At 35.6% G+C, this 15,316-nt stretch carries 13 protein-coding genes; all 13 read left to right on the plus strand.

Features of this window, described 5'->3' with window-relative positions:
* Window positions 1–71: 71 nt before the first annotated feature.
* The 13 genes from AC1RPV_RS04775 (at window position 72) to AC1RPV_RS04835 (ending at window position 15,225) form a co-directional block, all read left to right on the plus strand.
* Window positions 72–707, plus strand: a complete 636-nt coding sequence (locus tag AC1RPV_RS04775) for a WxL domain-containing protein (RefSeq protein WP_481761474.1) — start codon at window positions 72–74, stop codon at window positions 705–707.
* The gene (locus AC1RPV_RS04780) at window positions 700–1,764 is read left to right on the plus strand and encodes a WxLIP family cell surface protein (RefSeq protein WP_481761472.1); all 1,065 of its coding nucleotides are present in this window, start codon (window positions 700–702) and stop codon (window positions 1,762–1,764) included. The genes AC1RPV_RS04775 and AC1RPV_RS04780 overlap by 8 nt, the downstream gene beginning before the upstream one ends.
* Window positions 1,765–2,043: 279 nt before the next feature.
* Window positions 2,044–4,542, plus strand: coding sequence for a hypothetical protein (locus AC1RPV_RS04785; protein WP_481761471.1), 2,499 nt, complete (start codon window positions 2,044–2,046; stop codon window positions 4,540–4,542).
* Window positions 4,543–5,032: 490 nt separating this feature from the next.
* A complete protein-coding gene (locus AC1RPV_RS04790) occupies window positions 5,033–7,606 on the plus strand; it encodes a hypothetical protein (RefSeq protein ID WP_481761470.1) in 2,574 nt (857 codons plus the stop codon).
* Between the two features lie 79 nt (window positions 7,607–7,685).
* Window positions 7,686–8,399 (plus strand): WxL domain-containing protein, encoded by a 714-nt coding sequence (locus tag AC1RPV_RS04795; RefSeq protein WP_481761469.1) that lies wholly within the window; start codon window positions 7,686–7,688, stop codon window positions 8,397–8,399.
* A 27-nt stretch (window positions 8,400–8,426) separates the two neighbouring features.
* On the plus strand, window positions 8,427–9,188 hold the full coding sequence (locus AC1RPV_RS04800; protein WP_481761468.1) for a WxL domain-containing protein: 762 nt from the start codon (window positions 8,427–8,429) through the stop codon (window positions 9,186–9,188).
* Between the two features lie 51 nt (window positions 9,189–9,239).
* Window positions 9,240–9,989, plus strand: a complete 750-nt coding sequence (locus AC1RPV_RS04805) for a WxL domain-containing protein (RefSeq protein ID WP_481761467.1) — start codon at window positions 9,240–9,242, stop codon at window positions 9,987–9,989.
* A gap of 57 nt (window positions 9,990–10,046) precedes the next feature.
* Window positions 10,047–10,811, plus strand: a complete 765-nt coding sequence (locus tag AC1RPV_RS04810) for a WxL domain-containing protein (RefSeq protein ID WP_481761466.1) — start codon at window positions 10,047–10,049, stop codon at window positions 10,809–10,811.
* 39 nt (window positions 10,812–10,850) lie between these two features.
* Window positions 10,851–11,456: a WxL domain-containing protein gene (locus AC1RPV_RS04815; protein WP_481761465.1), complete on the plus strand. Its 606-nt coding sequence runs from the start codon at window positions 10,851–10,853 to the stop codon at window positions 11,454–11,456.
* A gap of 26 nt (window positions 11,457–11,482) precedes the next feature.
* Entirely contained in the window at window positions 11,483–12,274 is a 792-nt protein-coding gene (locus tag AC1RPV_RS04820; protein WP_481761464.1) for a WxL domain-containing protein, read from the plus strand.
* 31 nt (window positions 12,275–12,305) lie between these two features.
* Complete coding sequence (locus tag AC1RPV_RS04825) at window positions 12,306–13,394, plus strand: WxLIP family cell surface protein (protein WP_481761463.1); 1,089 nt, start codon at window positions 12,306–12,308, stop codon at window positions 13,392–13,394.
* Between the two features lie 22 nt (window positions 13,395–13,416).
* Window positions 13,417–13,743, plus strand: a complete 327-nt coding sequence (locus tag AC1RPV_RS04830; RefSeq protein ID WP_481761462.1) for an LPXTG cell wall anchor domain-containing protein — start codon at window positions 13,417–13,419, stop codon at window positions 13,741–13,743.
* A gap of 273 nt (window positions 13,744–14,016) precedes the next feature.
* The gene (locus AC1RPV_RS04835; protein WP_481761461.1) at window positions 14,017–15,225 is read left to right on the plus strand and encodes an Ig-like domain-containing protein; all 1,209 of its coding nucleotides are present in this window, start codon (window positions 14,017–14,019) and stop codon (window positions 15,223–15,225) included.
* The last annotated feature ends 91 nt before the right edge of the window (window positions 15,226–15,316 follow it).

Genomic DNA, 15,316 nt, shown 5'->3' on the forward strand with positions numbered 1-15,316 from the left:
ATTAATATATGTATTCAAATTATAGAAATAACAGAAGAGTAATTTTTTTAGACAGGGAGAGGGAAATCTTTATGAATAAAATAGTATTAAGCGCCTTTGTAACACTATTAGGTCTCTATATGACTGCATCTGAGGCAACGATTCAAGCGGCGAAAACTAATCGTGGTAGTGCGCAATCCGATTTGTCTATGGATTTTCAATCTGGAGCAACAACAGTCGATTTTGCTTCTTCCCTTAGTTTCAATACAACTAAAATTGATTCGAATGATAAAAAAAGTTATGCCAAAGCGCAAGATATGGCAACAGGGGCAAGCACACCCAATTACGTTCAAGTTTCAAATTTTAGCGGAACTGAAAATGGTTGGGTGCTTGAAGCTAAACAGAGTCGCCAATTTGAATCTGAAGAGACGCATAAATCGTTAACGGGTGCCTATCTTAGTTTTAGTAATGGTGAACTTGTTTCCATTTCTGCGGATAAAAAACCTGGATTTTATAAGAAAAATTTTGATTTGTCTGTAGGAGCTAATAAAGTAGTCGTTGCCGCAAAAGGTGATGAAGGATACGGCACTTGGGTTTACCGTTTTGGGAATGAGGCAACTAAAGGAAATAGTATCGCTTTGAATATTCCCCGTGAGGCAACTAAGATGACAGATGTCTATCGTAGTGAAATTACATGGTCATTAAATGATGTGCCATCAAATGAATAATAATGAAATGATAACCACAAAATTTATTAAAAGATTCGGCTATTTATTTTTATTCAGTATTTTATTTTTATTCGGAGTGGACATTAAGCAGGTTAATGCCAGCCAAGTTGACTTTTCTGTTCAACCTATGATATCTGACTATCAATTAGATAAGAAAAAAACTTATTTTGATTTAAAAGCAGCACCAGGAACTAAAACACAGCTGAAAATTAAGGTAGCTAATCTTATTGATAAATCACTAACGTTTGAAGTCCTCATTAAGGATGCAACAACAAACTATAATGGGGTTGTGGAGTACGCGGAATCACAAAGTAAAGTATTGGCACAACAGCCGTTCTCAGTGGTAAAAGCAGTTAGAGCTCGTCAGAATCGTATAACTGTTCCTGCAAAAAGTGAAAAAATAGTTACTTTGGATGTTGCGTTACCCAATACGACTTTTGCAGGTGTCGTTGCGGGAGGTATATCGGTGATTGAAGACAATGATGCTCAGTCTCAAACAAAGTCAGAACGAGCGGTTATTGATAATCGTTATTTATATACGACTGCGGTAATATTCCATGGAGAACAACCTGTAACTAGCGCACAAGTAAAATTAAAAACGGTTGATATCACACAAATTAATGCACGTAATGTGATTGCTGCGAGATTTGAAAATCAGAGCGCTATGTTTTTAAATAAAGTTCAAATAAATACACAAGTCAGACGGTTAGGTAGTTCAAAAGTATTATATCGAGCAAGTAATAAGGACATGCAAATTGCCCCAACCAGTGCGGTTACCTTTCCAATTCCATTAGCTGCTGGTGAATTACTCAAAAGTGGTACCTACGAACTTAGTGCAGAGATGACTTCTAAAAATCAGGCATGGCATTTTAAACAGAAATTTACGGTAAGTGGATCAAAAGCAAGAATATTGAATGAGAAGGATGTTACAATCGATCAAACAAATTACTGGATCTATTGGATATTACTCTTGTTCGTACTGATAATCGTTAATGTTTTTGTTATATTATGGATTAATCGAAGATTAAAAAGAAAGTATCAACAAAAAATTAAATAATTTAAATGAAAAAGTTATTAATTAAGGGATATTATCTTTTAATTAATAACTTTTTTATTTTCAAATATTTTTAAAAAGGTAAAAAATGTGATTTAACATTGTGCACCATTGAAGATACAATATGTACATAATAATTGTAGATGTAGTATGTACATATTGTATCTTCACTTTACTAAAAGTTAATGGGAATTGTTAGAAAAATAGGGGATGACAATGACTTAACGATATGATAGTAAGACCAAATAAATAAGATAATTAAGCATTAGAGAGGGATAAAAGATGAGGAAACATAACAGTAGAACAAAAGAATGGATTTCAGCAACACTTATAACAAGTGCTGTTTTTGCAGGATTATTTGCTGGGGGGGCCAGTCACAGGGAACCTAGTGTATTTGCTCAAACTGATGAGAGCAGTATGTCAAGTGAGTCATCAGATAACGCCACAAGTGAATCAGGAAAAAAGGCGATATCAAGTGATTCTCTAAAAACTAAATCAATCACAATAAAAAAAAGTGAATCAAAAACAAAAGCTAAACCGTCAGCAAAAGCTAAACTAAGTACTAGAGCAGCTGGGTATGTTGGACCAGCAAATGATGTATTTCCTGATGATTACTGGGATACAACAAAAGATTATTCAGCGGAGTCAGCAACGGCATTTGTTTCACAGTCGGGTTCACAGAATAAACCTGGCGAACCTGTATTATATTTTGGAAATAATTATTTTCCTTTTCAAATGAATGAGTTATTAAATAATGATCCCGTCAGTGGTCTTAATAAGTCTGGTTGGGCCTACATGTTTGATACTGGAATAAATCCTGTTCCAAGGAAATCTTATGGAATTATTATTAATAATAGTGTCCCAGGTAATCGTGGATACGGGTTGGTATCATCCTTTTCATCAATTCCTTATACAATTGAATCTGCAGTTAAAGGTAAGGATATCACTGGATATCAACTTTTTAAAAATAAAACAGGTACTGGATTTAAGGCAATTATGTATGATACAAAGTATAAATTAAGTTATACATTTGAGGAAGTTTATGATGCTAGTGGCGGTGTTTATAGCTATTTTAGTATTACTAACAATGACACAACGGCTCGTGCAGTTGGAGCTATTGAGGGCGTCGATACATTCGTTGATGAGGATGCTGTTACCATTGAAAGCTTAGGCCCGGATGAAGGATTCAAAATGGTTGGGTCAGCACATAGTTTAAATTTCAAATTAAATGATCCAAGAAATAATACCAAATTAGGTGGATGGACGAATTACACAGGCGGAGATGAACCAAATGTTATGAATACTGGTTATTTAAATAATTATTTCAATGGTGGTGCACTTGGAACTGGAATGGAAAAATCACCACATAATAAAATTATTGCCGTTTCAAATATTAAGAATCCAGATAACCCATTTAAAGGCGATAGTGGGTTCATAATAAAAGCTAATCCGAAAACTTTGGAACCAGGAGGAACACTCGTAACGGGTTCTTATCAAACTTATAAGGAAGCTGTTGCACCTGTTGCAAGTGTAAAAGAACAAACGATTAATGCTTATGCAAGTCAAACTAATAGGCCTAAAGTTTTAGGAACGGTTTTAGATAAGGATGGCAGTAAAGGTTATATTCAAATTACCTATCCAGATGGGTCAACGTCAGGAACAACAGAGAATGTGTACGACACAGGTAAGGTAGATACTAGTGCTGATTATAGTGCAAACATTGACACTTCTAAATTAAAATTAGGTTCAAATAAGATAATAGTGACAGCTGTTGACGATAGTGAAGTAGAACAGTTAAAACCTGTTACGGTAACAGTCAATCTTTATAAATTAGGTGCAACTGCTATCCCACAAACAATCAAAGTTGGCGATACGGTTAAGACAGGCGAAACGGACTTAATTAAGAATTTAACAATTATTAATCAACCAACAGTTAATGCACATACCTTAAAAATGGATACAACAAATCCATCAGGTAAGCCACTTGATAATAAAACAGCAGGATTTTACATTCAAGATATGCTTTTAACAGATACTGCAGTTAAACCAAATGAAATCGCAAAAGTAGCTGTACCCGTTACCGTAACTGATAGTGATACTGCATTTGACAAAACTTCTGCTCTTTATGCCAAGGGATTTGAATTAAAAACAGCGGATATTCAAAACTTATCAACTGGTGATTTAGATACATTAATCTTGAATAATAGTAAAGCTAGAGGCTGGCTGATAGCGACGGGTGCCGAATCTAAAGTTAGTGTTAAGTCAACAGAACTTAAACCAACTTCAGGTGATGGTTTTTATAAAGCAGTTATCCAAAATTCTGATGGTCAAACAAAAGAAATTGTGATTACTGTCTCAGGTGGATTAAAAATTACATCAGCACCTACTGCAACTGACTATGGTTCTTCCAGTGGCGTGATATTACCTTACAGTGGAGAAAATTTTGATCTCCAACGTAGTGATTCTAGTACCAATAGCAGTGTGAATATTTCTAATGCAGGTAAACAAGCTTGGACATTAACTGCTCGACTTACAAAAGGTTTGACAGATAGTGCTAATGATAAGTTAACTGGTGTTTTGGAGTATGTAAATTCAGCTAATGGTGTACAAGATATAGAATCAAGTAGTGCAGAAGTTGGTTCAGGACAGTCTGAGGCAACTCAAGAAGTCCGTTGGGATAAGGATAAAGGAATTGTCGCTCAACTTAACGGAGGTAATACATCACTTAAAGCTGGAGCCTATACAGGGGAAATAACATGGACACTAGAGAATACACCTTAATGTTATAGTTTCTAATTTAATCTTAAATGATTTGAATATTTTTAGCAGTTTAATTATGAACTAAATAACAATCCCAAATAATAGTAAATCCATATCAATACTGCTAAGTATTGATATGGATTTTTTTAATAAAAATTAATGATAACTAAATTTTATTCGTATTTTAGTGGCTTAATAATTTTCGTTTTATGATGAGATAAAACTTATGAATAATTATTATTTGTTTAATTTTCAAATATTTTTAAAAAAATAAAAAATTTGATTTAACATCGTACACCATTGAAGATATAATATGTACATGTTAATCAAAGACAAAGCATGTACATGTTGAATTTTTAACTTTGCTAAAAGGTATATTTGATAAAAGTTAATAGAAATAGCTAGATAAATAGGGGATAGTAGTGAATTGGCAATATGTTAGTGAAATCAAATAGACTAAATTGATAAAATAATTAATAAGTTAAAAGCAAGGATTGGGGAGGGCTAAAAAATGAGAGAGTATAAAAACAGAAAAAAAGAATGGGTTTCGGCAACAATTATGACAAGTGCTGTTTTTGCAGGATTGTTAGCTGGGGGAGCTAGCCATAGAGAACCTAGTGTGTTTGCTAAAACCGATGAGAGCAGTATGTCAAGCGAATCATCAGATGAAACATCAAGTAAGTTAACGATTAAAGAATCAAGTGAATCAGAAAAAAAGGCGCTATCAAGTGAATCTGTAGAAACTAAATCAACAACTAAAAAAAGTGAATTAAAAATAAAAGCTAAATCATCAGAAAAAACTAAACGAAGTACTCGAGCTACCACTCGAGCAGCTGGATATGTTGGACCAAAAGATGAAATTCTACCTACTGTTAAATGGGAAACAAAAGATTACGCAGCTGATGTAGCAAAGACGTTTGTTTCACAATCGGGGAGATCTGATAAGCCTAATGAACCAGTTATGTACTTTGGAAATAGTATTGAACCTTTTCAGCCTAGTGAACTGACGAATAATAATGACGCAGATAGAGCAAGCAATAATAGTTCACCTAATTTACCATCTTGGTCATATACGTATACTACCGGAAAAAATCCGCGTCCATCGATTATACACGGGCTGATTATGGGCGACAAAATAGCTCGTGGTTATAATGTGAATGAAGCTTACCTAGACAACGGTATTTCTGGTATCGAGGGTGGACTTTTAGATGGGTCAATTACTGATTATCATCTTTATAAAAATAGTATGAACACGGGATTTAAAGCAACTATGTATGATAGTAAGTACAAAGTTAGTTATACTTTTGAATCAGTATATGGTAGGACTGGTGGTATTTACCGTTACTTTAGTATTACAAATAATAATTCAGATTCACAAAAAATAGGTGCCTTGGAAACAAATGATACTTTTGTAGATTCTGATAAAGTTCCTTTACAGAGTATTGGACCTAATGATGGCTTTAAAATGATTGGGGATAGTACTAGTCAGAAGCATGTTTTGGATGTGAGATTGAAAGATCCAGAGTCTAATGCTACTTTGGGTGGTTGGACAAATTATACGGGCGGTTCTCAAGATAAGATTCTAAACCCCGCTAATTTTAATAACTACTTTAAAGGGGGGGTAGCCGGGACAGGTATGGAAGGTTCAGCAGCAAACACTAATATTGGAATTGAAAATATTAGTAATCCAAGTAAAACAATTGGTGATGATAGTGCGTACATTATGAAAGCTAATCAAGTTGATTTAGCTCCAGGTGCAACACTTGTTAATGGGTCTTACCTTACTTATAAAGAGACAACACCTAGTACTCCTCCCGTTGCGACAGTTAAAAATACAATAATTAACGGTTACGCTGATCAAAAAGGTGTTGAGATTACAGGAGATGTTACTGATTCAGATGATACAAAAGGAAATATTGAAATCGGGTATCCAGATGGAACGTCAGAAAAGAATCCTTACGATACTATTACAGTGGATGTGAAGAATCCTACACCGTATTCTGTACCAGTTAATATGTCTAAACTAGGTCCAGGTAAAAATGAACTATTAGTTACGGCAGTTGATCCAGGTAATAACCGTCAAGAAAAACCAGTTACTATAACTGTTAACGTATTCAAATTAGGCGCAATTGCTATCCCACAAACAATCAAAGTTGGCGATACGGTTAAGACAGGCGAGACGGATTTGATTAAAGATTTGACAATTATTAATCAACCAACAGTTAATGCACATACACTAACTGTTGATGGGACAAATCCATCAGGTAAACCACTTGATAATAAAACAGTAGGATTTTACATCCAAGATATGCTTTTAACAGATATTGCAGTTAAACCAAATGAAATCGCAAAAGTAGCTGTACCAGTTACTGTAACTGATGATGACACTGCAACTGATAAAGTCTCTGCCCTTTATGCAAAAGGATTTGGCGTAAAGCAGGCAGATATTCAAAAATTAACAACTGATGAGTTGACTGCATTAATTCTAAAGACTAGTGAAGCTAAAGGATGGTTGTTAGCAACTGGTGCTGAATCTAAAGTAAGCGTTGATTCAACGACACTTAAACAAACTTCAACTGATGGTATTTATCAGGCAGTTATCAAAAATTCGGATGGTTTAAAAAAGACCATTAACATTGAAGTTACAGGTGGATTGAAAATTACAGAAGGACCTGGGGCAACTAATTACGGTTCTTTTTTAGGTGTTACGTTACCTTACAGCGGAGAAGACTTTAAAGTTCAACGTAGTGACCCTGATCCTCATGTTAATAGCGTACAAGTTTCTAACGCGGGTAAACAAGCTTGGACCTTAACAGCTCAACTTACAACACCGTTAACGGAGCATAACGATGCTAACGTTAAGTTAAATGGTGTATTGACATATATAGATGCATCTGGTCAATCGCAAGATATAGAATCAAACAGTGCAGAAGTTGGTTCAGGGCAATCTGAGGTAACTCAAGAAGTAAGTTGGGCAAACGACAAAGGAATTATCGTTCAACTTAATGGAAATAACCCTTTGCTTAAAGCAGGGGACTATACAGGGGAAATAACATGGACATTAGCGGATACGCCACATTCATAAACCTTGTTTAATTAATGTTAATCGTTAGCATATTGCTAATATTAAAAACTACCAAAATCTTACGAGGGGAGAAAATACGATGCTAAAAAGAAGTACAATTATGGGGATTCTTTTAGGAAGCATGGTACCTGTTGGTTTCGCCGTAACGCAAGTTTCAGCAAGCGATACAGTGGGCTATCAATCGCATGCGACTATTGAGTTAGTTGGAAGTACTGATGAAACACGACCTGTTAATCCAATTAATCCGACGGATCCGGTAAAACCAGTTAGACCTGTTAATCCGGGGACGCCAGGTCCGTTATCGATTGATTACGTTTCGAACTTACAATTCAGTCAACAAAAAATTTCTGGTAAAGATAGTGTTTATTATGCACAACTTGACCAGTTAGCTGATAAGAACGGTAAAGTCGGAGATTATCCAAACTATGTTCAGATAACGGATAACCGTGGGTCAAATGCAGGGTGGAAATTAACCGTTGCACAGACCAATCCATTTATGAATGGTAAAAATAAATTAGATGGAACGGTTATCACGTTGATGAATGGTGTTGTTAATGGTAGTAACCTGCATAGACCGACGGATAGTCAAGCAGCAATTAAGCCAGATGGTAAGGCAGTTACTGTGATGACAGCTAAGTTGGACAATGGTATGGGGACCTGGACGGATCGTTTTGGTAAAGATAATACAGCTGCTCAACAAAGTATTTCATTGTTTGTTCCAGCTGAGTCGAAAAAAGTAGCAGGGGCTTATAAGTCTGAACTAACATGGACTTTGACAGATGCTAAACTATAAAAAAAGAGATTAGGGGAAATATATATTATGAAAAAAACAAATAAATTATTATTCGCTGCATTACTTGGATTAGGTATTACAGGAACAGCTGTTACAACAGCTAACGCATCAGAAACAAAAGATTATGTATCACATGGTAACGTTGAATTGACTAAAAATGACGGAACAACAGACCCTGGTATTACTGATCCAACAGATCCAGGACATACTATCGATCCAACAGACCCAGTGAACCCAGGTACTGGTGGCCCATTAGCAATTGACTACGTTTCTAACTTTAACTTTGGTACACAAAAAGTAACAGGTAATGATACAACATATAACTCGGAATTAGTTGCAGCAACAACAGATAACCCAACAGCTGGAACTAAAAAAGACCTTGCAAACTTCTTACAAGTTTCAGATAACCGTGGTACAGTATCTGGCTGGAAACTTTCAGTTCAACAATCAAAAGCATTTACAAGTGAAACAACAAAATCAGTATTAGATGGCACAACAATTACGTTATCTAACCCTGAAGCAAATAATGCTGATAAAAATGGTACAAAACCAGCACCATCAATTTTAACAGATAACCTTGCAATTTCTTCTGCATCAGGTGATAAAGTTGTTATGCAAGCTAAAGATGGCGAAGGTTCTGGTACTTGGGTTGAAGCATTCGGTAATGCAACTAAAGACGCTGATAAAGCTAAAGCTTCTGTTAAATTAGCTATCCCTGGTGATAGCAAAAAAGTCGCAGAAAAATACACATCAGATTTAACATGGACACTTACAGACGCTAACTTATAAGAATTAATTCTATCAATAAAAAAAGGTTATTAATTAAAAGGGGAAATTAAAATGAAAACAACTAAAATCGTAACAAGCGCAATTATTTTATCAACATTAGGTTTAACTGCAGCACCAGCTGTACATGCCGCAGACCATACAGAAAATTACACATCATTAGGTAAGATTGGTTTTACAGAAAATGATGATAAAACACCACCCGTTAACCCAGTTGATCCAGATAAACCCGTTGATCCATTAGAACCAACTGTTCCTCCTGTTAGTCCTGGTACTGATGGACCATTATCAATTGATTACGTTTCTAACTTTGATTTTGGTGAAAACAAAATTTCTGGGGACGATACAACTTACTACGCTGCACCTGTCAAAGCAGTTAGTGGTGCTAAATATGCTACTTACTTACAAGTAACGGATAAACGTGGTACTAATGCTGGTTGGAAACTTTCAGTTAAACAAGAAAAACAATTTAATGATGGCTCAGCAGATTTAGATGGTGCAGTATTAAAAATGGGATCACAAAAATTAAATTCTAAAAATATGGATAGTGTAACTAATGCAACAACCCCAGCTATAGCCGATGCTACAATTACAGCAACACCTGGTAGCGCTGTTGAAGTCTTGAATGCAGCTAAGGGTCAAGGTATGGGTACTTGGACAGATTCATTTGGTGTATATGATGCAGATGCTACAAAGGATACAGCAATGAAGGCTGTTTCATTAGCCGTACCTGGTAATTCAGCTAAAGAAGCTAAACCATATACCACTGATTTAACATGGACAATTACTGACGCAGGGATGTAAACCTGTATCAACTAGGTTATTAAAAAATAGAGGGAATCAATAAAAGGGGAAATTAAAATGAAAACAACAAAAATCGTTGCAAGTGCAATTGCGTTAACAACATTAGGTTTGACTGCAGCACCAGCTGTACATGCCGCAAATAATACACAAACATATAATGAAACAGGTAAAGTAGGTTTTGTCGCAGGAAGCACAAGCCCAACAAATCCCACAGATCCAATCGATCCAACAAATCCAATTACACCAGATCCAGATCCAGATCCAATCAAACCTGGTACAGATGGACCTTTATCGATTGATTACATCTCTAATCTTGATTTTGGTGCTGATCATAAGATTTCTGGTTCTACAGAAACTTACTATGCACAACCAATTTCAGCTACAGATAGTAAAGGTGATAAGGTTAAACGTGCTAATTACTTACAAGTAACTGATAACCGTGGTACAAATGGTGGTTGGAAACTTTCAGTAAATCAAGATGCCCAATTTAATGATGGGACTTCTGAGTTGGCTGGTGCGCAATTAAAAATGACCGGTCAAACATTTAATTCTTCAAATATTGGTGACACGACAACAATCCCAACTGCTTTAAATAGTGGTGTTATTACACCAACTGTTGGAAAAGATGTTGAAGTTGTAAGTGCTGCTAAGGGTCAAGGTATGGGTACTTGGACTGATTCATTTGGCACATATGTCGATGGAACAGATACAGATGCTTCAATGAAAGCAATCTCATTAGAAGTACCTGGTAAAACAGCTAAATCAATTGGAACAAGTTACAAAACTAACTTAACATGGACATTAACAGACGCAGGTCTATAAAAAGATTAGAAGTAAGTTAAACCAAAGGGGAAATTAATTATGAAAAAAGCAGCAATTGCAACATCAGCACTTTTAGCAGTTACGTTATTTTCAACATTAGCACCTGCAGCACATGCTGCCGATATTACAAAAGGCACAACAGGTGATGTTAACTTCGTAGCTAATCCAGCTACTGGGGCAGGCGAACTTAAGCTAATCAGTGCACCGAGTGTTGATTTTGGGGATCAAGAAATTAGTGGATCAACAAAAACTTATGAACAAACGTCTTTTGGCGCTAAACCAGAGGATGCTAATATCCAAGTTGATGATAACCGTGGCTCAAATGTCGGTTGGAATTTAACAGTTGCAAATACACAATTTGCCACGGCAACGGGTACGGCACTTGATGGTGCTAAGTTAACCTTAACAAATGGTTCAATTATTAATGGTAATGGGGCAAAGTTTGTGGCTAATCCTGCAGCAACTATGCTTTTAGATGGTTCATCTAAAGCTGTTCCAGCAGTAGATGCAGCTAAAGATAAAGGTATGGGGCCTAACACATTACCTGTTACTAAAGCAACTTTAGAAGTACCTGGTGCAACAAGTAAATTAAATGAAAAATATACATCAACAATTACATGGACATTAAAAGACGCAGCATTATAAAATGCAGAAAGGGATAGGTTAAAACAATGAGCTTGAAAAAAAATATACGACTAGCAGTAGCCATTGTCCCCCTCCTTGCATTTTCGATGATGGTAAATTCAGTAGCCGATGCAGCAGTTGCAACTGATGGAAAAACTGCGATATCATCAGCTAACTTAACATTACTTGAAAAGTCTGGTCCTGTTGATCCGTTAGATCCATCAAAACCAGTGCACCCACTCAATCAAGTTACGCCAACAACTGGAGACTTAAGAATAGATTATATTTCTAGTTTTCATTTTGGGGCACAGGATATCTCGGGGAGTAATAAAACCTACTATGCAACTTTTGATAAAGTAGCTGACATGACTAACCGTCGTGACTCAAGTGGAGTGTGGGACACACAAAACCTAACAGATAAAGATTATTATAATGTACCTAATTACGCCCAGGTCACAAATAATACAACGGGTAATTGGTCATTAGGTGTTAGTAACACTGTTTTTAAAAGTCCTAGCGGGAACGTGCTTAAAGGTGCTGTACTAAATATTAAGAATATCGAAGCACATAGTGAAAATCCAGGTTTAGGGCTAAGCGGGGACTTACCAGGTAACGTTAAACTTACAGGAACTGGTGGTACTCCTGTTTCGGTTGTTAGTACGACAGATGGTAATAGTGATAATCCGTTCGGTACTTGGACACTTGCTATGGGTACTGATAAAGCGGGAACTAACTCTACAGGAAACGATGCAGTGTCGTTATTTGTTCCTGGTACCACTGTGAAAACAAAAGAAGCTTATACATCAACGTTGAAATGGACATTGATAGCGGCTCCATAAAGCTAATTTGAAAAGAAAGAGGATTTTTACATTGAATAAAAAATTTTTTGGAATCATAATGGCGTTTGTGGCAGGATTGGTTTTATTTAGTGGACAAGTTCAAAAAGCGAACGCTGCTGAAATGAACTTTGCCGTTACTGCAAATCTTCCAAGTAATCAAGTTGATAAGCGCCAAACCTATTTTAATTTAAAAATGAAGCCTAATCAGAAACAAGATGTTACTGTCACATTGAAAAATTCGACTAATAAAGCAGTTGTCGTAATGGCTGAGGCAAATACAGCTGTAACCAACGATAACGGTGTGGTTGAATATAGTCATGTGAAACCAAAACTTGATAAAACAATGGTAAATCCTCTATCTTCAATTGTTAAGTCGGATAAAGAAGTGACAATTCCAGCCAAGAAAAGTGTTGTGCATACGTTCCATATCACAATGCCCGCTAAGAAATTTAATGGCGAAATCGATGGTGGATTATACTTCTATGAAAAGATCGACAAAGATAGTGAAAAAAAATCAAAGAGTAACGTTCAAATTAAAAACCGTTATGCATTTGTGATTGGGACAACGTTAACTGAAACAGATGATGTTGTTAAACCTGATATGAAATTACTTAAAATTGAACCAGGTTCAGTTAATTTCCGTAATACATTGAAGGTAAATTTACAAAACCCAACAACAACACCTATTCGTAATTTAAAGGTAGCCGGAAAAGTCTATTCAAGAAATGGGGATGAAGCCTTACATGCTTCAACCACTTCGAATATGACAATGGCTCCCAATACGAATTTTAATTATGGTATTTTTTGGGACAACCAACCCTTTAAACCTGGTAAGTACCGTCTAGAAATGACGGCAACTTCTGGTGTGAATAAGTGGAAATGGACTGAAAACTTCACAATTGATGGCGCAACGGCAGATAAATTGAACGAAAAGGCAGTTGACTTAGAAAAAGATTATACAATGTGGTATATTCTTGCAGGAATCTTCTTACTTCTACTTGTATTATTGATTATTTGGTTCTTAGTTCGTCGTAATAAAAAAGATAAAGAAGAAGCTGTCGCAGAAGCAAAACGACAAATTTTATCAGAATTACAAACTGGTGAAAAAGAAGATAAGTAGTCGAAATGGGTGAGGTATGGTTATGGGGAAAAAAATAACGAGTACTTTAGTAATTGGTCTTTTGGGGTTATCTTTTAGTTTAGGTGCATTCGGTAATACCGCAGAAGCGGCTAGTTATACAAGTGAAATGGGAATTGAATTTGTAGGTAAAATGCCAACAACTTCTCAGGTGACACCAGATCCAGACGGGAGAACACCTGTCTCAAAGAATGTTGCATCGAATCAAAACAGATTACCTCAAACCGGTGAAATAAAAGGATCAGGATTATCAATGATAGGATTTATTCTTTTATCAACCGCAGGATTAATTGGATGGGTTAAATATAACGATTCAAAGCAATCAAAATAAAGAATAGTTAAAATTAAAGTAGGCTACCTTCGTATTTATATGAAGATAGCTTATTTTTTTTGCTTATTATCTAAGTCCAATTTAGTTAAAATTAAAAATATACTAGTGGTTAAATTTGCAAAAGAAAGCGTTAACATGATAAGCTGTGTTTAAGGTATTAATAAAAAAATAAATATAAATATAAGGAGGTATTAGTAATGCTCTAACTAATTTTTTTATGGAGGGCCTGTATCAAATAATTGTTTATAAACCAAAATAGAGGAGATGAATAAAATGAACAAAGTAGAAATGAGTCAGACAAAGAAGAATGTGATTAAAACGGTAGCGGTGGTTGGATTATTGAATTCAGTAATGATTTTAGGGGTAGCTAATAATTCCGTAGATGCTAGTAACCATGAAAAGCAGGTGGCGACAGCTAAAGTAGGTACGAAAGAATTAGGTGTTATTACAAGAGGCTCAATGAAAGTATCTGGAACGGGTGCAAGTGGTCTACACTTACAAGGTAATAATACAGTGACAACAGGTACATTAGATTTTGATTATGAAGGAAAGTCGATTATTTCGGCAGGAATTAATGAATCGACAGACTATGTCTTGTCAGTTCCTTCAGAGTTAGTTCCACTTTTTAACCATGATTCGTTCAATAATTATATAACAGGAAATTTCCAATTTAATAACGGAAGTAAATATACGTATAATAAAAATGATATCCGAGTTGAGGATAATGGTAAAACATTACGAATCAAAAATCCATCTCATTCTTGGATTGCATTTGCCGACTTCAAAGTTCATTTATCTCTTGATATTGGGCAAATGGTAACAGATACAGGTATCAGAGTAGCGGACGCAGAAAATAACTCAAGTTATATATTTAATAGTGGTTTAGTAAAAAATGGTGCGCCAATTGATTGGGACGTGTTGGGTTCATATAATGCTTCTGACACGTTGCCAACATATCACCTAGACCCGGGTTGGGCACTTTTGAAAGAAATTCCAACCGTTGAAACAATTTTTGATACAGATACAACGGTATCAGGTCGTGGTGTTCCAGGTGCTAAAATTGAAGTTAAAGTTGGCGATAAAGTTATAGGGACAGGTATCGTTGATGAAAATGGACTTTACGAAGTTACTATTCCTAAACAACATGAAGATACAACAGTTAGTGTTCGTCAGAATACAGGTGTTGGTTGGAGTGATGTGAAAACTACGGTAGTTAAGCATAAAGATGTTACGATTGCTAAACCAACTGTTGATTCTTATTATCAAAGTGATAAATATTTAACAGGTACTGGAGAAACAGCTGGAAATACAATTATTATTGCTGATGCAAGCGGTAATGAAATTGCTAGAACAGTCGTACAGTCAGATCTTAGTTTCTCTGTACAAATTCCAGAACAAGGAGCCTATACACTTCTTTATATAACTGAAACAAATGGGACAGAAATAAGTCTTGCAACGGTAGTTCCAGTTCGTGAAGGGTAACCAAAATAAACTGTAAATTGGCAAAAGTAATTCATCATTTTTTTTGATGAATTACTTTTGTATTAAAACAAAATCGATAAAGCGGTTACTT

This window comes from Dellaglioa sp. CoH-55-MRSF-9 (assembly GCF_056782155.1).